Below are 20,224 nucleotides of genomic sequence, written 5' to 3' on the forward strand. Positions count from 1 at the left end.
GCCAAGGGTACGCCCGCGCCGACAAAGGCCGCCGGAGCGCACTTGAGGTCAGCAGCGTTTGTCGCCATTTGCGAAACGAATGACGTCCTGACGGATCCGGTTGCCGGCGGCACCGTCCATCATGGGACCGAACGCATCGATCCGCGCAGGATTTCCTTCGGCTTGGACGACGAGCAGCGGACGTGATTCGGGGCTGCCCTTCGGCACGGCAAGAATGCGCGGACGCCCGGAGAAGGAGTTCAGTTCCGGTGCCAGGCGATAAGCGGAAAAGGCCGGATCGCCGGACTTGAACCAGCAGGCGTTGGCCGCGAGCGCCACGCGTTCCATGGTCGGCAGCGCCGCCCGGTTCGTCGCGGGCGGCGTGGCAGGCTTCGACTGACAGCCTGCAAGCACGGCAAAAAGGGCAGTGCCTGCAAGCGACGCGCATCGGGTAATGGTGTGCATGGACAGGCTCCCGCCGCAGCGTTCGGCTTGGCGTTCAGGCGGCGATGACGTCGAGGGCGGAGGCGAAGATGCCACGGCCATCGGTGCCGCCATGGGCCGCCTCGATCAGGTTTTCCGGATGCGGCATCATGCCAAGAACGTTGCCGCGCTCGTTGACCACGCCGGCGATATCCAGCATCGAGCCGTTCGGATTGGTGCCATCGGCATAGCGGAACACCACCTGGCCCTTGTCCTGCATCGCCTTCAGCGTTTCGTCTTCAACGAAGTAGTTGCCATCGTGATGAGCAACCGGGCAGCGGATGATCTGGCCTTCGGCATAGGCGCGGGTGAAATCGGTGTCGGCATTGACGACCTCGAGCTTCACTTCCTTGCAGACGAACTTCAGCGAGGAATTGCGCATCAGCGCACCCGGCAGCATGCCGGCTTCGACAAGAATCTGGAAGCCGTTGCAGACGCCGAGAACCTTGACGCCCTTTTCGGCCTTTTCCCGCACCGCCTGCATGACCGGCATGCGAGCGGCAATCGCGCCGCAGCGCAGGTAATCGCCATAGGAAAAACCGCCGGGGATGACGATCAGGTCGACATCCGGGATTTCCGTCTCGGTCTGCCAGACGGTGACCGGAGCCTGTCCGGAAATGCGGGTGAGGGCGGCGATCATGTCCCGGTCACGGTTGAGGCCGGGCAGCTGGAGGACGGCGGACTTCATGGGTGAGGCTCAAACCTTGCTTGTGCTTCTGACAGTTCTCGGCGTTCGAGACGGTTCTCTATCCGGTCGAGGCGCAATTCGTATCGCGCCAACGTCGTATGGACGTTGTGTGTATCTTGATGCAGGGACACGATCGCGCCCCGCATCGCATTGATTTCTGCCTTGATCTCGCGCTGGCCGAGCTTGAAATCTGCGCTATCGGCGTGAACCCGCTTCAACAGATCAAACATCAAGTCGTCTTTGATCTCGGCCATTGCGCGCTCCGCAGCCGTCAGATGAGAGCGATAGAATAGTTCTCGATCACGGTGTTGGCCAGCAGCTTTTCGCACATGGCCTTGAGCTCTTCTTCCGCCTTGGCGCGATCGGCGGTCTCGACTTCGAGATCGAAGACCTTGCCCTGGCGTACCTGGTGGACGCCTTCGAAACCGAGGCTGCCTAGGGCGCCTTCGATGGCCTTGCCCTGCGGGTCCAGAACGCCGTTCTTCAACGTGACGGTGACGCGTGCCTTGATCACTGACTGCTCCTCGAAGCTTACTGGACCAGAACCGGGCCGGTGCCACGGATCGGTTCGTTTTCGTTGATGATGCCGAGGCGGCGAGCCACCTCCGAATAGGCTTCCAGAAGACCGCCGAGGTCACGACGGAAGCGATCCTTGTCCATCTTTTCCTTCGTTTCGATGTCCCACAGGCGGCAGCTGTCGGGCGAGATCTCGTCGGCGAGGATGATGCGCATCATGTCACCTTCGAACAGGCGGCCGCACTCGATCTTGAAATCGACGAGCTGGATGCCGACGCCGAGGAAAAGGCCGGACAGGAAGTCGTTGACGCGGATGGCGAGCGCCATGATGTCGTCGAGTTCCGCCGGATTGGCCCAGCCGAAAGCCGTGATGTGCTCTTCGGAGACCATCGGGTCACCAAGTGCGTCGGACTTGTAATAGAACTCGATGATCGAACGCGGCAGAACGGTGCCTTCCTCGATGCCGAGACGATCGGAGAGCGAACCGGCGGCGACGTTGCGCACGACCACTTCCAGCGGAATCATTTCCACTTCGCGGATCAGCTGCTCGCGCATGTTGAGCCGGCGGATGAAATGGGTCGGAATGCCGATCTTGTTCAGATGCGTGAAGATGTATTCGGAGATCCGATTGTTGAGGACGCCCTTGCCATCAATGATGTCGTGCTTCTTCTTGTTGAAGGCGGTGGCATCGTCCTTGAAGAACTGGATCAGCGTACCCGGCTCCGGACCCTCGTACAGGATCTTGGCCTTGCCTTCGTAGATACGGCGGCGACGGTTCATATTGGTGTATCTCATTTGTTCGGGCGTCCCCCTGGACGCCGTGGATGGGTTTGAGCGGTGCAATAACGGAAAACCGCACGTTTCACAATGTGGCTTGACGCGATCAGTCTGATCCAAGTTGCAACAGAAAAATTTGTTCACCTTTCTGCTGCACCGAATTGCAAGTATTTCCCGCTAGATTGCACCTATCGGCAGAAGACCGGTGAACAGGGACAAATAATTTAGGAGAAATCGATGGTTACGTTGCGTGATCGTGCCAATGCTTTGGAAACTCAATTTGCGTACGAACAGAGCTTTCTTTTCTGTGCCCAGTCGCGGCGCAACCGATTGCTCGGACTTTGGGTGGCAGATCAGCTCGGCGAGACCGATCCTCAGTCGTTTGCCGACGCACTCTGCGACTGGTCCATCGCCCATTTTTCAGATGAAGAACTGATCACCAAAGTATCCCAGGAATTCGACCGCGCTGAGCGCCCGCTCGACCTCGACGGTCTGACCAACCGCATGCACACGCTGCTGGGCGATGTCATGCGTGACATGCGGCTCGCCTGAATTTGAACAACGCTCTCTTGCAGCTTCCCGGTGATACTCCCAGATTTCAGATGTCCATCTGAAAGGGAGAGTTCCGATGAGCACTATCAAAGATCGCGAAAAGGGTTTCGAGACGAAATTTGCGCTGGATGAAGAACAGCGGTTTCGGGCTATCGTCCGGCGAAACAGGCTGCTTGGCGCCTGGGCCGCCGGTCTGATGGGTCACACCGATGCCGACGCCTATGCGCAGAGCGTCGTCGAGGCCGACTTCGAGGAGGTTGGCGACGAGGACGTGCTGCGCAAACTGAGCGGCGATCTGAAAGCCGCCGGCGTGTCGATCTCGCAGGAGGAGATCCGGTCGAAGATGCTGGAGTTGATGGCGCAGGCGGCAACGCAAGTGCATCAGGGCTGAGCCTTTCGCTTCTTCCTGTCCCGGGTGCAGCAACGGGTTGCCGGTGCTGCACCTTTTTCGTTGCCAGCCTTCTTTGATGGTCAGCGTGCCGCGCGCCAGACTTGCGACCGGATGAAGGGCGCCACCTGCGCAAAAGGCATGGGTTTCGCCAGCGCGTAACCTTGGAGGACATCGCAGCCGATGTCCTTGAGGATCCGCGCGTGCGCCATGGTTTCCACACCTTCGGCCACGACACGAATGTCGAGCGATTTTCCGATATCGATGATGGCCCGCACCAACCGTACCTGATCGCGCGATTCGGGCAGGCTGCGGATCAGCTCGCGGTCGATCTTGAGAGCCGAAGGTGACAGCCGCATGAGGCTGACGATCGAGGCATGGCCCGTGCCGAAATCATCGATCTCAATGCCAATTCCGAGCTTGCGGATGCGTTTGAGGCTTGTCGTGACGCTTTCCTCGCAATCGTCGAGGAAGGTCGATTCGAGCAGTTCGAAGGACAAGGTCTGTGGCCGAATCGACAGGCGACGTACAGTCTTGGTGAGCGCTGGATCGCGCAATCTTCGGTAAGAGACGTTCACCGACAGTTTCGGAATGGCGATGCCAGTGGCCTGCCAGGCCGAAAAATCCTCCAGCGATTGTTCGAGGATCTGAGCGTCGATCGTCGCCATCGCGTCGATGTCTTCGGCGGTCGGGATGAACACGTCGGGGCTCAGGGTGCCCTCAACGGGATGTTGCCAGCGGGCAAGCGTTTCCACACCACAGACATCCAGCGTGCGCGCGTCGAACTGCAACTGGTAGACGGGGAAAAACTCGCGGCGTTCCAGCGCCTGCAGGATCTGATCGGACAAGGCCTTTGTCTTGGCGATCTCCACCTGTGTGTCTGCGGAGAAGAACTCCTGGCGGTTGCGGCCGTTATTCTTCGCCCTGTAAAGGGCGATATCCGCATTCAAGAGGATCTGTTTGGGATCCATGACGCCGGCTTCTGCCCAGGCGATGCCGATGCTTGCCCCAAAGCGGCATTCGCGGCCTTCACAAGAGACCGGTTTGCGCATTTCGCGGATGATGCGCTCCGCGAGGTTCGAAAGACGCCGCGGGTTTCCGTCGAAACGAACGAGAACCACGAATTCGTCCCCGCCGATGCGGGCGACAAAATCCTCCGTCCGGACCGTGTCCCGCATGATGCGCGCCGCATGCCGCAGGACGGCGTCGCCGGTATTGTGGCCGAGTGTGTCGTTGATCTGCTTGAAACGGTCGAGATCCAGGTGGAGGACGGCGAGTGCCATGCCCTTGGCCGCGCACTCCTGGGCGTAAAGGCCGAGCATTTCGTCCAGATACCGGCGATTGGGCAGTCCCGTCAGGTAGTCGTGCATCGCGTTATGCTCGATGCGCACGCGGGCGGTTTCGAGTTCCACGTTGCGGGCTTCGGCAAGCGATTTTGCCCGCTCGAGTTCACGCTGGAGGATGACGTCTTCGGTGATGTCCCAATTTGCGCCGACGAGCTTCAGGTGGCCGTCCGCGTCGATGAAGGTCATGCTGCAACTGCGCACGTACCGCTCCCTCCCATCCTTCAGGAGAATTCGGTACTGGTCGGAAAAGCAGCGGTTTTGCTCGGTATTGCGCGCGACATTGGCCAGAACGGTCGCCTTGTCGTCCGGGTGCAGAAAACTCTCCCAGGTGTCGCCGACACGGATCTCCATGTCCATCGGGACACCGTAGATCTCATGCATGCGTCGGTCCCAATCCACGTCGCCGGTCACGAGATCGGCTTCGAAGACGCCGACACCGGAGATGGCGAGTGCCATTTCCAGACGGCGGGAGACCTGGACGGCCCGGTGCTGGGCTTCCTTACGCTCCGTGACGTCGGTATCCGTGCCGACCACCCGCAAGGGGCGACCATCAGGCGCCCGATCGATGCAGGCGCCGCGACATTCGATCCAGACCCAATGCCCATCCTTGTGGCGCTCGCGGTATTCGAAGACCTGATAGGCCGGATCGCCGTCCTCCTGCCGTTGCATGGCATAGAGCGTGTGCTCGACATCGTCCGGATGCAGCAGTTCCAGCCAAGCCTCCTTTGTCGGCGGGAGCGGGTCTTTGAGATCCATGCCGCGGATCTGGCGCCAGATCGGCGAGTAATATTTCTGGCCGATGGCGTAATGGTGATCCCAGACACCGGAGACCGAGCTGACGAGCGCTGCGTTCCAGCGCGTCTCGCGCGCGATCACATCGTCCAGCAGCTTCTTCTGCACGGTGAAGTCGACGAGCTGAACGACAAAAAGCTGGGCGCCCGGCGCCTTTTCCGGCTCGAAGGCCCGTGCATGCAGTTCGGCCCATCGCACAGTGCCATCCGGCCGTGGCAGGCGCAGCATGGAGGTGGTGCCAAGCGGTGAGGGCGGGTCGGCATGACGGAAGGCCTCATGCAACTGCCAGAGGTCGTCCTGATGGACAAGGGAGGCAAGATCACGGGCAGGCCGGTCCAGCCATTCGCTGCGGAAGAGATGGTTGGCGTGCACGAAGCGGCCAGCCTCCGGCTCCAGCACCGCTGTCGGAAGGGGCAGATGATCGATGCAGGCCGCCAGGGCCGCAAGTTCATCGGTCCGCAAGGCGTGGGACATCAGCTTTGGAAACACGGATCAGATCGCTCCGACAAACATCTTGTGCGGAGACTATTTTGACGGGCGTCTATTAAATCCTTCTTAAGAAAGTACTCGCCGTGCGGGACGAAAATTCGTCCCGAACCCGCTGCGGTTGTTTCTGTGGGTCAGGCTTTCAATCCTGCGAGGAATTTCGCAAACACCATGGTGCCTTCCGGCCAGGGGCCGTGTCCGGATTCCGCGTTGATATGGCCGGACTCGCCCGCATCGATCAGCAGCGAACCCCAGGCATTGGTGATGTCGTCGGCATGCTCGTAGGAGCCGAACGGATCGTTGCGGCTGGCGATGGTCAGCGACGGAAAGGGCAGCGGGTCGCGCGGATAGGGCCCAAAGGTCATCAGATGTTTGGGCCGGATGGCGGGATTAGCGACATCGGGCGGCGCGACGAAAAAGGCGCCGGCAATGGGCTTGCGGAAATGCGGGATCGCATGGATCGCGGTCGGCACACCCAGCGAATGGGCAACCAGTACGACGGGCCGCGTAGAGGCGTTGACCTCTTCTGCCACACGGGCGAGCCAATCGTTGCGCACGGGTTTCGACCATTCTGCCTGTTCCACGCGCCGCGCGGTCTGCAGCTTGGTTTCCCAGCGGCTCTGCCAGTGGGAGGGACCGGAATTGGTGTAGCCGGGAATGATCAGAATATCTGCGTCGGAAGCCTTCATGGCCCCTATCTGCGTTTGACGACGCGCGACGTCAAGACGGTGCATGGCAGTCTGCGGTCGAAAATTAATATGCAACACATACTATCTTGAGGTTTTGACGGGTGTTAATCTTCTGCCGATGCCGCATGGGAGGACAATGCGGTGATCGGATTTGAACGGGAGGATTGCATGAAACGAACCCTTTGGTGTGGTGCGGCGGTCTTGGCATTGCTGCAGGCGCCGACGTTGGCCGTCGCTGCGACAGGTTGTGCCGATCTCACGTCAGGCGGTGCCCAGCCGGCCGGCGTCGAGATCACCGAGGCTGTGGAGACACCAGCAACAGCGGACATTCCCGTGGACCACTGCCTGGTGCGCGGCAAGACGCCGGATCGTGTCGGCGCGGATGGAAAGACCTATGCGATCCGGTTCGAACTGCGTCTGCCTCAGGCCTGGAACGGCCGCTTCGTGCACCAGTTCAATGGCGGCAATGACGGCGCTGTCGTTCCGGCGCTCGGGCCAGTCCTGGGCGGCAACAAGGCCGACACGGCGCTGGCGCGTGGGTATGCGGTCGTATCGAGCGATGCGGGCCATGACGGCAAGGCCAATCCGGATAAGGGGCTTGCCGGCGGGGCGGCCTTTGGTTTCGATCCGCAGGCCAGACGCGACTACGGTTATGGCGCCGTTGCGACGCTCAACCCGTTGGCGGAGGCACTGGTCGAGCGCTATTACGGCCAGAAGATCGCGTTTAGCTATGGCATTGGCAGCTCGAACGGCGGGCGGCACGGTATGGTCGCCGCCAGCCGGACGCCGCAGATGTTCGATGGCATTTTGTCCGGTTATCCCGGTTTCAACCTGCCGAAGGCGGCCCTGCAGCATGCGCTCGATGTGCAGGCCTGGTCCAAGGTAAACCCGGAGATCGCCAAGGCCTTTTCGCGCGACGACATGCAGGTTCTCGCCAAGGGTATCCTGAACGCCTGCGATGCGCTCGACGGAGCGAAGGACGGGATCGTTGCAGACGCAGATGCGTGCGAGGCGGCGTTTAAGCCGGAGACACTGGCCTGCGCCAAGGAGGGTGACAAGGACTGCCTCTCGCCGGCGCAGATCGAAGCTCTGGTGACGAGCCACAAGGGGCCCCGGAACGCCAAGGACGAACAGCTCTATAGCACCTGGGTCTGGGATCCGGGCATGGCATCGAACAACTGGCGCGGCTGGAAGCTCGAAAGTCCGGTGGAGGCCTGGGGCAAGCGACCGATTATCGGCGTGATGGGCGCCGCTTCGCTGGCGCAGGTCTTTACCACCCCGCCGACACCGGTCGGTGGTTCACCGGAAGAGCTGCAGACATTCCTGCTAAACTTCGATATTGCCGGCCAGGCGTCCAAGGTTCTCGCCAAGGACGCGACCTTCACCGAATCCGCCGCCGACGTGATGATCCCGCCCGGTGCCGACAATCCGGACCTCAAGGCGTTCCGCGACGCCGGCCACAAGATGATTGTCTTCCACGGCAATGCCGATCCGGTCTTTTCGGTCGTCGATACGGTCAACTGGTACCGCAAGCTCGACCAGAACAACGGCGGCAAGGCGGGCGATTTCGTCAAGCTCTACCGGGTGCCGGGCATGCCGCATGGCGCAGGCGGCCCCTCCTATGACGACTTCGACTTCTTCTCGCCGCTGGTGGCCTGGGTGGAGGAAGGCAAGGTGCCGGGTGCCGTTGCCGCCGGCGTGACGCCCGCCAACAAGGAGGCGGAGCATCTGAAGGGCACGCGCTTCCTCTATTGCCCCTATCCGCAGGTGACCCGTGCGACCGGTGCCGCCGGAACGGGCGAGGACCGATTGGCCTGCCAGTAGTCCCGGTCTAAAAAACGGCCGGGGTGACAAGTCGCCCCGGCCAATGGATAGGATTTGCGATCTGTTGACGATCAGCCGAAGACACGACGGAAGATCGTGTCCACGTGTTTGGTATGATAACCGAGGTCGAATTTTTCGCGGATCGTGTCCTCGGACAGGGCTGCACGCACCTCCTGGTCGGCGAGCAGTTCCTCCAGGAAGTCGGCGCCGTGTTCCCACACCTTCATCGCATTGCGCTGCACGAGGCGATAGGCATCCTCACGCGACACACCGGCTTGCGTTAGGGCAAGCAGAACCCGCTGCGAGTGAACGAGGCCGCGGAACTTGTTGAGATTCTTCAGCATGTTCTCCGGGTAGATGACCAGCTTCTCGATGACGCCGGCCAGACGGTTCAGCGCGAAATCGAGCGTGATCGTCGTATCCGGGCCGATGCCGCGCTCGACGGAGGAGTGCGAGATGTCGCGCTCGTGCCAGAGCGCCACGTTTTCAAGTGCCGGCACCACCGACATGCGCACGAGGCGGGCAAGGCCGGTCAGGTTTTCGGTCAGCACCGGATTACGCTTGTGCGGCATGGCGGACGAGCCCTTCTGGCCCGGCGAGAAAAATTCCTCCGCCTCGAGCACTTCCGTGCGCTGCATGTGGCGGATCTCGATCGCGACATTTTCGATCGACGAGGCGATGACGCCCAATGTGGCAAAGAACATCGCATGACGATCGCGCGGAATGACCTGCGTCGAGACCGGTTCCGGCACGAGGCCGAGCTTTGCGCAGACATGTTCTTCGACGCGCGGATCGATATTGGCGAAGGTGCCGACGGCGCCCGAAATCGCGCCGGTCGCAATCTCGGCGCGGGCATTGACGAGACGGGTGCGGTTGCGTGCCATTTCGGCGTAGAAGCGGGCGAAGGTGAGGCCCATGGTCGTCGGCTCGGCATGGATGCCGTGGCTGCGGCCGATGCGGATCGTATCCTTGTGCTCGAAGGCGCGGGTCTTCAGCGCGGCGAGCAGACGGTCCATGCCGGCGATCAGGATGTCGGCGGCGCGCACCAGCTGGATGTTGAGCGTCGTATCGAGCACGTCGGACGAGGTCATGCCCTGGTGCACGAAGCGGGAGTCCGGACCGACGAATTCGGCGAGATGGGTGAGGAAGGCGATGACGTCATGCTTGGTAACGGCCTCGATCTCGTCTATGCGCGCCACGTTGAACTCGGCAGCGCCGCCCTTTTCCCAGATGGTCTTTGCCGCGTCCTTCGGGATCACGCCGAATTCCGCCAGCGCGTCGCAGGCATAGGCTTCGATCTCGAACCAGATGCGGAACTTCGTTTCGGGCGACCAGATGGCGACCATGTCTGGCCGGGAGTAGCGGGGGATCATCGAGGTTTCCTTGGCGGTTTTTGCGAGAATTTGCGCCCGCTTTAGCAAGAAGAGCGGCCAATACCAAGTCTGATATGGTTGGGATCGGTTCTCAGCGCGTGGTGCGCAACAAGAGCGCAGTCGCACCCGCCAGGGCCAGCGGCCCATAGGGCAGATAGAGCCTGAGGCCGATAACCAGGAACTGGTAGAGCGCCGAAGCGGTGGTGAAGGCCTGCTGCAGGAACCAGTCGCGGCTGAAGGCATCGGCGTGCCAGCGGGCGTAGAAGGCGCGATAATCCAGCGCAAACAGGCCGGCGGTGACGGTGATGGTCGCAAGCCCGAGGCCGAGGAAAGCGACGGAAACGAGTGCGATCCGCGACCGCTGAAGCGCTGGCCGCAGCACGGCAAGGCAAAGGACCGAAAGGACCCAGGAGAGCGAACCGCCGGCGGCAAAGATCACCAGAATGGTCGAGAGGTGAAAACTGTCGAAACGGCCGCTTTCGGCGAGATTCATGGCAGCGATGAGGCTGGTCGCAAAGCTCCAGGCGATCGCGCCGGCCAGCACCGGGATGACCGGCAGGCGCAGGATCGACCGGGAGCGGCTCGCTTCGATCAAACCACGATGCTTTCTGAGGCGGCGCGCAATGCCTCGATGTTGGTGCGGTAATCGGCAACGCCGTTGCCCTTGTAGACGGCAGAGCCTGCGACGAAGACATTGGCGCCGGCGTTGACCGCCGAACCGATCGTCTCTGCCGTGATGCCGCCATCCACCTGCAGGTCGATCGGGCGGCCGCCGATCAGCGCCTTCGCGGCGGCGATCTTGTCCACCATGGCGGGGATGAACTTCTGGCCGCCGAAACCCGGATTGACGCTCATGATCAGGATCAGGTCGATATCATCGATGACGTTTTCCAGAACCGAGAGGGGGGTTGCCGGATTGAGCGTGACGCCGACCTTTTTGCCGAGTGCGCGGATGGTCTGCAGCGAGCGGTGCAGATGGGCGCCCGCTTCCGCATGGACTGTGATGCTGTCGCAGCCCGCCTTGGCAAAGGCCTCGAGGTAGGGATCGGCGGGCGCGATCATCAGGTGGCAGTCGAAATAGGCCTTCGTGTGCGGCCGCAGCGACTTGATGACATCCGGGCCAAACGAGATGTTGGGCACGAAATGGCCGTCCATCACGTCGAGATGGATCCAGTCCGCACCCGCTTCCACGACATCGCGCACCTCCTGGCCGAGCTTGGAAAAATCGGCGGCAAGAATGGACGGGGCAATCAGGATCGGCGACGGCATGGAGTTCCTCCGGCTGGGCAGTGTGCGTTGCGCCCGCTTAACACTCCCTTTGCATCCGCACAATTGGTGCCGGCTGCGCTTATTCCGTTTCCGGCTCGGCGATGTGAAAGGCGTTGCTGCGCCATTCCTGCAGGCGGAATGGGTTCTCCGCCAGTTCGTGATCCGCGCCAAAACGGAGAGGGCCGAGGACGGTCTCGACGGTCAGAGTGCGCAAGGTCTCGGTCAGCGATTGCGGTGCCTTGGAAAGTGCCGCCCGTGCCGTCTCCACCGCTGCATAGGCCGGCAGCGTGTAGCCCTCCGGTTCGATGCCCTGGCTGCGAAGCTTTGCCGTCACTTCCGTTGCGGCGGAAAGCTCCGCATAGGGCGGGAGGGCAACGGCAAGCGTCCCATCCGCCAGCGGCAAGGGTCGGTCTGCTGCGCGCATGACATCGCCGCCGACGAAGGTGAAAGGCGCGCCCTCCTGGGCCGCATCGCGGGCCATCACTGCGACATCGGTCCGGTCGCCACCGACAATCACGTGACTGGCGCCGGCCGCCACCAGGCGGCGCACGAGCGCCAGTTGCTGTTCCTGGCCGGGGCGGAAGGTATCGGTGAACACCGGTTTGATGCCGCCGGCCTCGATCTGCTGGCGGACCGCGCTCAGCAATTCGCGGCCGTAGATCGTCCCATCATCGACGAGCGCGATCGGACGGTTCTGCCAGCGGCTGAGGATCACCTCGGCGAGTTTTTTGGCCTCCATGCCGTCCACCGGCGCGAGCCGGAAGAACGGCCACTGGTAGCGCTGCGCATCCTCCATCAGGATTTTCGAGCGGACCGACACCGAGATCGCCGGGATATTGTCCATCTTGAGACGCGGCAAGGCTTCCGCCGCCGTCTCGACGCAGAGGAAACCGATTGCCACCGCAACGTTCGCCGCCATCAGGCGATCGGCCACATCCGTGCCGTTGCCCTGTTCGCAGGTTTCGTTGACGGCGATGATCTGGTCGCTGTCGCCCGCTGCGGCGCGCGCGCCGGCAAAAATCTGGGCGCCCAGCGCGGCATAGGGGCCCTGCTGCGGCGCCACCACTCCAATCACGGCAGCCCCGGCCGCATCCGCCGCGAGGAGGGCTGAGACCAGAGGAACGGCAAAACGGAGCGAGTGTGGCAGCATGCAGCAAATTTTCCCTCTCTTTGCCTCACATTTAGCTGCGCTGCAGCGTGGGTCAAAGAAAATCGGCGCCGCGGTGCTTACCAGGCAGCGCAAAATGGCGGCGGACGGTTCGGCCGGTGCCGGGCTGGTGGACAAGCGTCAACCATTTGCCCATATCCTTGCGAGAACGTGGTCCACCTGGACCGCGAGGGAGGAGATTGCGTGACCCTATCCGAAAAGCCGGTTCCCGTGCCCGTCGATCCCGCTATCTACCGCAACGGCATGGCGCGGTATGCCGGGCATGTGCAGGCGGTCACCACCGAATGGGAGGGCGTGCGCCGGGGCGTGACGGCGACGGCGGCGTGCTCCGTCTCCGACGATCCGGCGACCGTGCTGGTCTGCCTAAATGCCAGCAATGCGAAGAATGCCATCTTCGAAGAGAGCGGCCGGTTTGCGCTGAATGCTCTGGCTGCCCATCACCAACCTCTCGCCCGGGCGCTCGCCGGCTTCGACGAACTGCCGGTCGAGGATCGCTTTGCGCTCGGTCACTGGCAGCGACTGTTGACCGGTGCGCCCATTCTCTCCGATGCGCTGGTTGCCTTCGACTGCCGGCTTCTGGAGATCCGCCGCATGTCGACGCATCTGGTGCTGTTCGGCACGGTGGTGGCGATGCATTTCGGGCCGCAAAATCCGCCGCTTCTTTATCTGGACCGGGCCTTTCACGCGCTGTAGCATCCGTCTCATGGGAGGAACACCATGGCTGACGACACCGTGCCGCATCTGCCGCAATCCATCGACGAGATGATGCGCTTTCTGGAGGCTCAGGATTATCTGGCCGGTCGCGGGCTTGCGACCGTGATTTTACTGGCGCTGAAGATGAAGCGTCCGCTGTTCCTCGAGGGCGAAGCCGGCGTCGGCAAGACGGAGATCGCCAAAGCCCTGTCGAAGGGGCTCAACCGACCCCTGATCCGGCTGCAGTGTTACGAGGGTCTCGACGTCTCGTCCGCCGTCTACGAATGGAATTATCCGGCGCAGATGCTGGACATTCGGCTCTCGGAAGCCGCCGGTCTGGAAGACCGCGAGCGGCTGGAGGCCAATCTCTATTCCGAACGCCACCTGATCCGCCGTCCCGTTCTGCAGGCGCTCGGCCATGCGGGTGAGGCGGCGCCCGTCTTCCTGATCGACGAGTTGGACCGCGCCGATGAGGCGTTCGAGGCCTATCTCTTGGAGGTGCTGTCGGATTTCCAGGTGACGATCCCGGAGCTCGGGACGATCAAGGCGGCGGAACCGCCGATCGTCATCATCACCACCAACCGCACGCGGGAAATCCACGATGCGCTGAAGCGCCGCTGCCTCTACCACTGGGTGGATTATCCGGATGCCGCCCAGGAACTTTCGATCCTCACCCGCAAGGTGCCGGGTGCCGCCGAGGCGCTGTCGCGGCAGGTGGTTTCCTATGTGCAGAAGCTCCGCACCGTTGCTCTCTTCAAGAACCCGGGGGTTGCCGAAACCATCGACTGGGCAACGGCACTGACCGAACTCGACCGGATTGCGCTTGACCCGGAAACGATTTCCGACACGCTCGGCACGCTCCTGAAATATCAGGACGATATTGCCCGTATCCGGGGCGGCGAGGGGGAGCGTATCCTCTCCGAAGTGAAAGCGGAATTGTTGGCGGCGGGGTGATCCGATGCGTGATGCCCGTGACGGTGCCGTTCTGCCGCCTGTCCCCGTCGGAGATGGACGGCTGGCGGAGAACATCCTCTATTTCTCTCGTGTGCTGCGGCGGGCGGGGCTGAAAACCTCGCCGCAGGCGACGCTCGATGCGGTGGCCGCGGCAGAGGCGATCGGGCTTGGCGCGCGCGAGGAGTTTCACGCGGCGCTCTCGGCCGTCTTCGTCAAGCGGCGCGAGGATATGGCGGTGTTCGACGAGGCCTTCCGCCTGTTCTGGCGCAAGCGCGATCTGATCGAGAAGATGATCCAGATGATGTCGCCGAAACTGGCTGACACGCGGGAGAAGGAAAAGCCGAAGCCCGCCTCGTCGCGGGTCAACGACTCGCTCGTCGCGAAGCAGGCGCGTCCGCCGAAACGCGAGGCGCCGCCGGAGATCGAAACCGACGCGCGCTTCACCGCGTCCGGTTCGGAAGTGCTGCGCAAAACGGATTTCGCCCAGATGAGTGCGGCCGAACTGGCACTGGCGCGGCGCGAGATTGCAAGGCTGGTGATGCCGCTGGAGACGGTGGTGACGCGCCGCTTCCGCGCCTCGCCCCATCCGCCGCGGCTGGACCCGAAGGCGACGCTGCGGGCGGCGATGCGCACCGGCGGCGATCTGATGCTGCCGAAATTTCGCAGCCGGCGAAAAGAAACCCCGCCGCTCGTCGTGCTCGTCGATATTTCCGGCTCGATGAGCCAGTACAGCCGGATTTTCCTATCGTTCTGCCACGCGGTGATGGAAAAGCGGCGGCGCTGCCATGTCTTCCTGTTCGGCACGCGGCTGACCAATGTGACGCGAGCGCTGCGGCAGCGCGACCCGGACGAGGCGCTCGCCGCCTGCACGGCGCAGGTGGCCGACTGGTCGGGCGGAACGCGGATCGGGGCGACGCTTGCCCGCTTCAACCGCCATTGGGGACGCCGGGTGATGAGCGGCGGGCCGGTGGTGCTTTTGATCACCGACGGGTTGGAACGCGACGGCGTGGAGGAACTGGAACTTGAAATGGATCGTCTGCACCGCTCCTGTCGCCGGCTGATCTGGCTCAATCCGCTGCTGCGCTTCGAAGGGTTCGAGGCGCGGGCGCGTGGCGTCAAGGCCATGCTGCCGCATGTGGATGAATTTCGACCGGTGCACACCCTGAATTCGCTTGCCGATCTTGCAGCTGCCCTTTCCGGACATACATCGAAGGCTGCAGATCCGCGCCGCTTTTTCGCCGGCCGGCATTTTCCGGGGAGAACATCATGACCGGCACCATCGATCCGCTGCTGACGGCAGAAGGCTGGCGACGCGACGGCCGCGCCGTGGCGCTGGCCACCGTTATCGAAACCTGGGGTTCTGCGCCGCGACCAGCCGGCAGCCATCTGGTGATCGATGGCGAGGGCAATTTCGAGGGCTCCGTCTCGGGCGGCTGCGTCGAGGGCGCCGTCATCTCCGAAGCGATGGACGTGATCGCCACGGGTGCGCCAAAGATGCTGGAATTCGGCGTGGCAGACGAGACGGCCTGGCGGGTCGGACTTTCCTGCGGCGGGCGCATCCGCGTCTATGTGGAAAGGCTCAATTGATGGAACTCTCCATTCTTGCGGCTCTCAATGCCGCACGACAGGCGCGCAAGGGCAGCCTGCTTGCGACGTATCTCGCGACCGGCCGATCGGAGGTTCTCATAGAAGGCGACACATGGCCGGAGGGGTTGCGGGAGGCGGCGGAGAAGGCCCTACGGACTGGCAAATCCGGTACGGTGGACATCGAAGGCGCGAGCGTCTTTCTCAACGTTCACCTGCCGCCGCCGCGCGTCGTCGCGATTGGCGCCGTGCACATCACCCAGGCGCTGGCGCGGCTGGCACCGGTGGTCGGGTACGATCTCACCATCATCGATCCGCGCACCGCCTTTGCCACACCGGAACGCTTCGAAGGTGTCGATCTCGTCGCGGACTGGCCGGAGGATGTTCTGCCGCAACGACCGCTCGATGCCTATACGGCGCTCGCCGCCGTGACCCATGATCCGAAGATCGACGATTTTGCCCTGGCAGAAGGGCTGCGCCGCGGCTGTTTCTATGTCGGGGCACTGGGGAGCCGGAAGACCCATGCGAAGCGGCTGGAACGGCTTGCGGCGCTGGGGCTGTCCGAGACGCAACTGTCCGGCATCCGCGCGCCCATCGGCCTTGATATCGGCGCCTCCAGCCCGGAGGAAATCGCGCTCGCCATCATGGCCGAAATCGTCCAGGCCTTCCGCCGCCGTGCGCTGTCGGGAGACGCCGCATGATTTTTGGCCCGGTGTCGGTCAACGAGGCACAAGGGGCGATGCTTGCCCACGGTATCCTTCTGTCCGGCGGCAGGCTGCCCAAGGGCACGCTGCTGACGGCAGGCGCCGTGCTGCGGCTTCAGGCGGAGGGAATCGAAACCGTCATCGTGGCACGGCTTGAAGAGGGCGATCTGACGGAAGACGAGGCGGCGGAACGGCTGGCCGGCGCGCTCGACCTGACCGGGCTGCGCAAGACGGAGGCAAGCACCGGGCGCGTCAACATTCATGCGACTGTTAACGGCCTGTTTCGTGCCGACCGCGACCTGATCGACCGGTTCAACCGGATCGATCCGGCGATCACGATTGCCAGTCTGGCCGATCATGCCGCGGTCCATGCGGGTGACATGGTGGCGACCATCAAGATCATTCCGCTTGCGGTTGGTGCAGACACGGTCGAGGCGGCACGGGCTGTTCTGGCCAGCGGGGCGGCGGTGAGGGTGAAACCCTATCGGGCCCATTCCGTCTCGCTGATCCAGACCGAACTGCCGCAGATGAAGGCCTCCGTGCTGGACAAGACCGCACAGCTGCTGCGCCGTCGGCTGGAGCCGTCCGGCAGCGTCATCGTCTCGGAACGGCGGGTGGCGCATCGGCAGGATCAGGTGACAGAGGCAATCCGCGCTGCGCTGGCCGCGGATGGCGGCGCGAGCGCCCGCATGGTGATCCTGTTCGGCGCTTCTGCCGTCTGCGATGCATTCGACGTTCTGCCGCAGGCCATACGGCTTGCCGGCGGCGTGGTGAACCGGGTCGGACTGCCGGTCGATCCCGGCAATCTGCTGGTGCTCGGCCATTGCGGCGACGTGCCGGTGATCGTTGCCCCCGGATGCGCCCGCTCGCCGAAGGAGAACGGTTTTGACTGGGTGCTCTCTCGGTTGTTAGCCGGCGAAGTGCCGAGCGATGAGACCTTGTCTGGGTTGGGTGTCGGAGGCCTTCTGATGGAAATTCCAAGCCGTCCCCGGCCGCGCGAGGCGATACGCGCGACGCTCACCGAGCAAGACCTGGGCGCTGTCCTTCTGGCGGCAGGGCGGGCGAGCCGCATGGGCGAGGCCGGCCACAAGCTGCTTGCCGAATTCGAGGGTGTTCCGCTGGTCCGCCGGATCGCCGAGCGGGCGCTGGATGCGCTGCGAGGACCGCTGGTGGCCGTCATCGGGCATCGGGCGACGGAGGTCACCACGGCATTGACGGGGCTGCCGCTGGCCATCGTCGATAATCCGGCTTTCTCCACCGGCATGGCAAGCTCGCTGAAAGCCGGATTGTCGTCTCCCGCGCTGGCCGATGTGGCGGGCGTGATGGTGCTGCTTGCCGATATGCCGGGTCTCACGTCGGATGATCTGGAGCGGCTGAGCGATGCCTTCCTCGAAGCGGAGGGACGTGCGATCGTGCGTGCCGTTGCGAACGGCAAGCGCGGCAATCCGGTGATCCTGCCGCGGGCTACCTTTGCGGACCTGATGTTGCTGGAGGGGGATGTCGGCGCCCGGCACGTGATCGAGACCTGCGGCCTGCCGATCATCGACGTCGAGCTTGGCGCCGCGGCGCATGTGGATGTCGATACGCCCGAGGCGGTTGAGGCCGCCGGTGGAATTCTGAGGGGTTGAACGGATGGACAATGCCGCCATCGAGGAAATGTTCGAGAGCCTGGGTTCGATCAGCATTCGCCGCATGTTCGGCGGCAAGGGCATTTATCACCAGGGCGTCATCTTCGCGCTGGAACTTTACGACGAAGTCATGCTGAAGGCGGATGCCGAGACGGCGCCGCTGTTTGCCGAAGCAGGGGCCCGGCAATGGTCCTATGAAGGGAAATCCGGCAAGCCGGTGCTGATGCCCTACTGGTCGATCCCCGACGAGGCGTTGGACGATCCGGACATCATGGCGCGCTGGAGCCGACTTGCCTTCGAGGCAGGACTGCGGACCGCCAAAAGCTGATCCGGCTCAGGATTTTGGCAGAAGCCGGATCGCTTCCTGGGTAAACACGGAGAGCGGTAAGGGCAGAGCGTCGGGCGAAAACCAGCCGAATTCCGACAGCTTGTCCGGCTCCGTCAGCTGCGGCTCTCCTGCGAAATTGTCTGCCAGGTACAGCATGGAAATCCAGTGCTGACGGTCGGCCTCGATCCGCTGTTCCGAGACGCCAAGGAAGGTGACCGGCCCGATCGACAGACCCGTTTCCTCTTCCGCCTCACGGCAGGCCGCATCGGCGGAATGCTCCATATGATCCACCTTGCCGCCCACGATGTTCCAGTGGCCGGCTTCCGGTGATTTCATACGCTTGTAGAGCAGGATCTTGCCATCGCTTCGCCGGATCACGAGACCCGTGCCGAAGCCCGGGAAATCAATGCCGGGAAGACCCATGGCACATTCAGGCCTTGGCGCTGGCGACGATCAGCATGAATGCCGGGATATCGTCACCGAAGCCGACCGGCGTCGGGCCGTCATCGTCGTCGCGGCGGCGGCGGCGCTGATGATCGTCATTGGCCGGATAGGGGCGTCCCGGATTGCGGCCGCCATGCTGATGCTTGCGATGTTCCGCCTTCTGAGGTTCTGCTGCCACGCTGTCCGTCCTTGTTTCCCGGGGTGTGATCTCTGCGACGTCATCCGCATCTTGCTCCACGCGGATGTCTGCTTTGTGACCGCGTTTGCCACGGCCACGATCTTTGTCTCTGTCCTTGTCGCGCTCGCGGCCCTTGCCGCCGCGTCCACGACCGCTGTCCTGGCTCTCCATGGGAGCCGGAAGCGCAGACAGATCGCCATTCGCCCATTCGATCTTTTCGCCGATCAGCTTTTCGATCGCGTCAAGATATTTGGCGTCTGACTTGGTCACCAGGGTAAAGGCGCGGCCGGAACGTCCAGCGCGACCAGTACGGCCGATGCGGTGAACATAGTCTTCCGCATGGATCGGCACGTCGAAATTGAAGACATGGCTGACATCCGGGATGTCGAGACCACGAGCTGCCACGTCAGAAGCGACGAGCAGCGTGATCTGGTTGTCCTTGAAGCCGGCCAGCATGTTGGTGCGCGAGCGCTGGTCCATGTCGCCATGCAGCGCGCCGACGGAAAAGCCGTGGCGTTCCAGCGAGCGGAACAGATCTGCGACATCCTTCTTGCGGTTGCAGAAGATGATCGCGTTCTTCAGGTCGTCCTGGGCACGGATGAGAGCGCGCAGCACGGCGCGCTTCTCGTAATCCTTGTTGTGGGCGGCCACGAGACGCTGCGTCACGGTCTTGGCGGTGGAGGAGGGCGGAGCCACTTCCACGCGTTCCGGGTTCTGCAGGAAGCGGTCGGCCAGCTTCTGGATTTCCGGCGGCATGGTGGCCGAGAAGAACAGCGTCTGGCGGGTGAACGGGATCATCTTGGCGATCCGTTCGATATCCGGGATGAAGCCCATGTCGAGCATGCGGTCGGCTTCGTCGATGACGAGGATTTCGACACCCGTCATCAGAAGCTTGCCGCGTTCGCAATGGTCCAGCAGGCGGCCGGGCGTGCAGATCAGCACATCGGCGCCACGCTCAAGCTTGCGGTCCTGATCGTCGAAGGACACGCCGCCGATCAAAAGAGCCACGTTCAGCTTGTGGTTCTTGCCGTATTTCTCGAAATTTTCCGCTACCTGCGCGGCGAGTTCGCGCGTTGGTTCCAGAATGAGGGTACGGGGCATGCGCGCCCGGGCACGGCCCTTTTCGAGAAGGGTCAGCATGGGCAGCACGAAGGAGGCCGTCTTGCCGGTCCCTGTCTGTGCGATGCCGCAAATATCGCGGCGTTGTAGGGCGGGCGGAATCGCGCCAGCCTGGATCGGCGTGGGCGTCGAATAGCCCGCGTCGGTCACAGCGGAAAGGACTTTCTGGCTCAAGCCAAGATCAGCAAATGTGGTCAAAGAGAAAACTATTTCCGTTAGGTTCCGGAGAAGAACACTGTGAGTCGGATCAACATGTCGTCCG

24 protein-coding genes are annotated in these 20,224 nt (G+C 62.9%); 11 read left to right on the forward strand and 13 right to left on the reverse strand.

What is annotated here, in order from left to right; translation table 11 throughout:
• Window positions 1-48: 48 nt before the first annotated feature.
• Genes G6N78_RS13730 through purC form a run of 5 tightly spaced genes read right to left on the reverse strand, consistent with a single transcriptional unit; the run spans window position 49 to window position 2,446 of the window.
• Window positions 49-444: a hypothetical protein gene (locus G6N78_RS13730; protein ID WP_165219317.1), complete on the reverse strand. Its 396-nt coding sequence runs from the start codon at window positions 442-444 to the stop codon at window positions 49-51.
• A 34-nt stretch (window positions 445-478) separates the two neighbouring features.
• Window positions 479-1,150: a phosphoribosylformylglycinamidine synthase subunit PurQ gene (gene purQ / locus G6N78_RS13735; RefSeq protein WP_165219319.1), complete on the reverse strand. Its 672-nt coding sequence runs from the start codon at window positions 1,148-1,150 to the stop codon at window positions 479-481.
• Complete coding sequence (locus G6N78_RS13740; protein ID WP_165219321.1) at window positions 1,147-1,404, reverse strand: hypothetical protein; 258 nt, start codon at window positions 1,402-1,404, stop codon at window positions 1,147-1,149. The genes purQ and G6N78_RS13740 overlap by 4 nt, the downstream gene beginning before the upstream one ends.
• 17 nt (window positions 1,405-1,421) lie before the next feature.
• Complete coding sequence (gene purS / locus G6N78_RS13745; RefSeq protein ID WP_165219333.1) at window positions 1,422-1,664, reverse strand: phosphoribosylformylglycinamidine synthase subunit PurS; 243 nt, start codon at window positions 1,662-1,664, stop codon at window positions 1,422-1,424.
• Between the two features lie 17 nt (window positions 1,665-1,681).
• Window positions 1,682-2,446 carry a phosphoribosylaminoimidazolesuccinocarboxamide synthase gene (gene purC / locus G6N78_RS13750; protein WP_165221794.1) on the reverse strand — a complete coding sequence of 255 codons (765 nt, stop codon included), beginning with the start codon at window positions 2,444-2,446 and terminating at the stop codon, window positions 1,682-1,684.
• A gap of 234 nt (window positions 2,447-2,680) precedes the next feature.
• Here purC and G6N78_RS13755 point away from each other — a divergent pair, with 234 nt between their 5' ends.
• Together G6N78_RS13755 and G6N78_RS13760 are read left to right on the forward strand one after the other, a co-directional pair.
• The gene (locus tag G6N78_RS13755; RefSeq protein WP_165219341.1) at window positions 2,681-2,995 is read left to right on the forward strand and encodes an ATPase inhibitor subunit zeta; all 315 of its coding nucleotides are present in this window, start codon (window positions 2,681-2,683) and stop codon (window positions 2,993-2,995) included.
• Between the two features lie 76 nt (window positions 2,996-3,071).
• Window positions 3,072-3,386 (forward strand): DUF1476 domain-containing protein, encoded by a 315-nt coding sequence (locus G6N78_RS13760; protein ID WP_165219343.1) that lies wholly within the window; start codon window positions 3,072-3,074, stop codon window positions 3,384-3,386.
• A gap of 80 nt (window positions 3,387-3,466) precedes the next feature.
• Here the strand turns inward: G6N78_RS13760 and G6N78_RS13765 are convergent, their stop codons facing one another.
• Both G6N78_RS13765 and G6N78_RS13770 read right to left on the reverse strand, forming a co-directional pair.
• Complete coding sequence (locus tag G6N78_RS13765) at window positions 3,467-5,995, reverse strand: sensor domain-containing protein (protein WP_165221797.1); 2,529 nt, start codon at window positions 5,993-5,995, stop codon at window positions 3,467-3,469.
• 146 nt (window positions 5,996-6,141) lie between these two features.
• The gene (locus tag G6N78_RS13770; protein WP_165219345.1) at window positions 6,142-6,696 is read right to left on the reverse strand and encodes an RBBP9/YdeN family alpha/beta hydrolase; all 555 of its coding nucleotides are present in this window, start codon (window positions 6,694-6,696) and stop codon (window positions 6,142-6,144) included.
• A 168-nt stretch (window positions 6,697-6,864) separates the two neighbouring features.
• Between G6N78_RS13770 and G6N78_RS13775 the strand changes: the two genes are divergently transcribed.
• Window positions 6,865-8,520, forward strand: a complete 1,656-nt coding sequence (locus tag G6N78_RS13775) for a tannase/feruloyl esterase family alpha/beta hydrolase (RefSeq protein WP_165219347.1) — start codon at window positions 6,865-6,867, stop codon at window positions 8,518-8,520.
• A gap of 71 nt (window positions 8,521-8,591) precedes the next feature.
• On the opposite strand, the gene purB is transcribed toward G6N78_RS13775, so the two are convergent.
• The 4 genes from purB to G6N78_RS13795 all read right to left on the reverse strand — a co-directional run bounded on the left by purB (window position 8,592) and on the right by G6N78_RS13795 (window position 12,312).
• Window positions 8,592-9,893, reverse strand: a complete 1,302-nt coding sequence (purB, locus tag G6N78_RS13780; RefSeq protein ID WP_165219349.1) for an adenylosuccinate lyase — start codon at window positions 9,891-9,893, stop codon at window positions 8,592-8,594.
• A gap of 91 nt (window positions 9,894-9,984) precedes the next feature.
• The gene (locus G6N78_RS13785) at window positions 9,985-10,488 is read right to left on the reverse strand and encodes a hypothetical protein (RefSeq protein ID WP_165219351.1); all 504 of its coding nucleotides are present in this window, start codon (window positions 10,486-10,488) and stop codon (window positions 9,985-9,987) included.
• Window positions 10,485-11,162 (reverse strand): ribulose-phosphate 3-epimerase, encoded by a 678-nt coding sequence (rpe, locus tag G6N78_RS13790; protein WP_165219353.1) that lies wholly within the window; start codon window positions 11,160-11,162, stop codon window positions 10,485-10,487. The genes G6N78_RS13785 and rpe overlap by 4 nt, the downstream gene beginning before the upstream one ends.
• A gap of 79 nt (window positions 11,163-11,241) precedes the next feature.
• Window positions 11,242-12,312, reverse strand: a complete 1,071-nt coding sequence (locus tag G6N78_RS13795; protein WP_165219355.1) for a branched-chain amino acid ABC transporter substrate-binding protein — start codon at window positions 12,310-12,312, stop codon at window positions 11,242-11,244.
• Between G6N78_RS13795 and G6N78_RS13800 the strand changes: the two genes are divergently transcribed.
• Genes G6N78_RS13800 through G6N78_RS13835 form a run of 8 tightly spaced genes read left to right on the forward strand, consistent with a single transcriptional unit; the run spans window position 12,311 to window position 18,221 of the window.
• Window positions 12,311-12,517, forward strand: a complete 207-nt coding sequence (locus G6N78_RS13800) for a hypothetical protein (protein WP_165219357.1) — start codon at window positions 12,311-12,313, stop codon at window positions 12,515-12,517. The genes G6N78_RS13795 and G6N78_RS13800 overlap by 2 nt on opposite strands.
• Before the next feature lie 56 nt (window positions 12,518-12,573).
• On the forward strand, window positions 12,574-13,023 hold the full coding sequence (locus G6N78_RS13805; RefSeq protein WP_165221800.1) for a flavin reductase: 450 nt from the start codon (window positions 12,574-12,576) through the stop codon (window positions 13,021-13,023).
• Window positions 13,024-13,047: 24 nt separating this feature from the next.
• The gene (locus G6N78_RS13810; RefSeq protein WP_165219359.1) at window positions 13,048-13,977 is read left to right on the forward strand and encodes an AAA family ATPase; all 930 of its coding nucleotides are present in this window, start codon (window positions 13,048-13,050) and stop codon (window positions 13,975-13,977) included.
• A gap of 4 nt (window positions 13,978-13,981) precedes the next feature.
• The gene (locus G6N78_RS13815) at window positions 13,982-15,247 is read left to right on the forward strand and encodes a vWA domain-containing protein (protein ID WP_165219361.1); all 1,266 of its coding nucleotides are present in this window, start codon (window positions 13,982-13,984) and stop codon (window positions 15,245-15,247) included.
• Window positions 15,244-15,564, forward strand: a complete 321-nt coding sequence (locus G6N78_RS13820; RefSeq protein ID WP_165219363.1) for an XdhC family protein — start codon at window positions 15,244-15,246, stop codon at window positions 15,562-15,564. Before G6N78_RS13815 ends, G6N78_RS13820 begins: the two co-directional genes overlap by 4 nt.
• A complete protein-coding gene (locus tag G6N78_RS13825) occupies window positions 15,564-16,262 on the forward strand; it encodes an XdhC family protein (RefSeq protein ID WP_165219365.1) in 699 nt (232 codons plus the stop codon). Before G6N78_RS13820 ends, G6N78_RS13825 begins: the two co-directional genes overlap by 1 nt.
• Window positions 16,259-17,893 carry an NTP transferase domain-containing protein gene (locus G6N78_RS13830; protein ID WP_165219367.1) on the forward strand — a complete coding sequence of 545 codons (1,635 nt, stop codon included), beginning with the start codon at window positions 16,259-16,261 and terminating at the stop codon, window positions 17,891-17,893. The genes G6N78_RS13825 and G6N78_RS13830 overlap by 4 nt, the downstream gene beginning before the upstream one ends.
• A 4-nt stretch (window positions 17,894-17,897) precedes the next feature.
• Window positions 17,898-18,221 carry a TfoX/Sxy family protein gene (locus G6N78_RS13835; RefSeq protein ID WP_165219369.1) on the forward strand — a complete coding sequence of 108 codons (324 nt, stop codon included), beginning with the start codon at window positions 17,898-17,900 and terminating at the stop codon, window positions 18,219-18,221.
• A gap of 6 nt (window positions 18,222-18,227) precedes the next feature.
• On the opposite strand, the gene G6N78_RS13840 is transcribed toward G6N78_RS13835, so the two are convergent.
• Window positions 18,228-18,644 (reverse strand): NUDIX domain-containing protein, encoded by a 417-nt coding sequence (locus G6N78_RS13840; protein ID WP_165219371.1) that lies wholly within the window; start codon window positions 18,642-18,644, stop codon window positions 18,228-18,230.
• A gap of 7 nt (window positions 18,645-18,651) precedes the next feature.
• Window positions 18,652-20,160 (reverse strand): DEAD/DEAH box helicase, encoded by a 1,509-nt coding sequence (locus G6N78_RS13845; RefSeq protein ID WP_165219373.1) that lies wholly within the window; start codon window positions 20,158-20,160, stop codon window positions 18,652-18,654.
• Between the last annotated feature and the right edge of the window lie 64 nt (window positions 20,161-20,224).

Source organism: Allorhizobium pseudoryzae, from assembly GCF_011046245.1.
Lineage (GTDB): Bacteria > Pseudomonadota > Alphaproteobacteria > Rhizobiales > Rhizobiaceae > Neorhizobium > Neorhizobium pseudoryzae.

Coding starts and splice junctions, on each gene's coding strand:
- G6N78_RS13795 (WP_165219355.1), bottom strand. CDS start 12,312: ATGCTGCCACACTCGCTCCGTTTTGCCGTTCCTCTGGTCTCAGCCCTC.
- G6N78_RS13830 (WP_165219367.1), top strand. CDS start 16,259: ATGATTTTTGGCCCGGTGTCGGTCAACGAGGCACAAGGGGCGATGCTT.
- purB (WP_165219349.1), bottom strand. CDS start 9,893: ATGATCCCCCGCTACTCCCGGCCAGACATGGTCGCCATCTGGTCGCCC.
- G6N78_RS13835 (WP_165219369.1), top strand. CDS start 17,898: ATGGACAATGCCGCCATCGAGGAAATGTTCGAGAGCCTGGGTTCGATC.
- G6N78_RS13740 (WP_165219321.1), bottom strand. CDS start 1,404: ATGGCCGAGATCAAAGACGACTTGATGTTTGATCTGTTGAAGCGGGTT.
- G6N78_RS13730 (WP_165219317.1), bottom strand. CDS start 444: ATGCACACCATTACCCGATGCGCGTCGCTTGCAGGCACTGCCCTTTTT.
- rpe (WP_165219353.1), bottom strand. CDS start 11,162: ATGCCGTCGCCGATCCTGATTGCCCCGTCCATTCTTGCCGCCGATTTT.
- G6N78_RS13775 (WP_165219347.1), top strand. CDS start 6,865: ATGAAACGAACCCTTTGGTGTGGTGCGGCGGTCTTGGCATTGCTGCAG.
- G6N78_RS13810 (WP_165219359.1), top strand. CDS start 13,048: ATGGCTGACGACACCGTGCCGCATCTGCCGCAATCCATCGACGAGATG.
- G6N78_RS13760 (WP_165219343.1), top strand. CDS start 3,072: ATGAGCACTATCAAAGATCGCGAAAAGGGTTTCGAGACGAAATTTGCG.
- G6N78_RS13755 (WP_165219341.1), top strand. CDS start 2,681: ATGGTTACGTTGCGTGATCGTGCCAATGCTTTGGAAACTCAATTTGCG.
- purQ (WP_165219319.1), bottom strand. CDS start 1,150: ATGAAGTCCGCCGTCCTCCAGCTGCCCGGCCTCAACCGTGACCGGGAC.
- G6N78_RS13815 (WP_165219361.1), top strand. CDS start 13,982: ATGCGTGATGCCCGTGACGGTGCCGTTCTGCCGCCTGTCCCCGTCGGA.
- G6N78_RS13800 (WP_165219357.1), top strand. CDS start 12,311: ATGCAGCAAATTTTCCCTCTCTTTGCCTCACATTTAGCTGCGCTGCAG.
- purC (WP_165221794.1), bottom strand. CDS start 2,446: ATGAACCGTCGCCGCCGTATCTACGAAGGCAAGGCCAAGATCCTGTAC.
- G6N78_RS13820 (WP_165219363.1), top strand. CDS start 15,244: ATGACCGGCACCATCGATCCGCTGCTGACGGCAGAAGGCTGGCGACGC.
- G6N78_RS13770 (WP_165219345.1), bottom strand. CDS start 6,696: ATGAAGGCTTCCGACGCAGATATTCTGATCATTCCCGGCTACACCAAT.
- G6N78_RS13840 (WP_165219371.1), bottom strand. CDS start 18,644: ATGGGTCTTCCCGGCATTGATTTCCCGGGCTTCGGCACGGGTCTCGTG.
- G6N78_RS13805 (WP_165221800.1), top strand. CDS start 12,574: ATGGCGCGGTATGCCGGGCATGTGCAGGCGGTCACCACCGAATGGGAG.
- G6N78_RS13825 (WP_165219365.1), top strand. CDS start 15,564: ATGGAACTCTCCATTCTTGCGGCTCTCAATGCCGCACGACAGGCGCGC.
- G6N78_RS13765 (WP_165221797.1), bottom strand. CDS start 5,995: ATGTCCCACGCCTTGCGGACCGATGAACTTGCGGCCCTGGCGGCCTGC.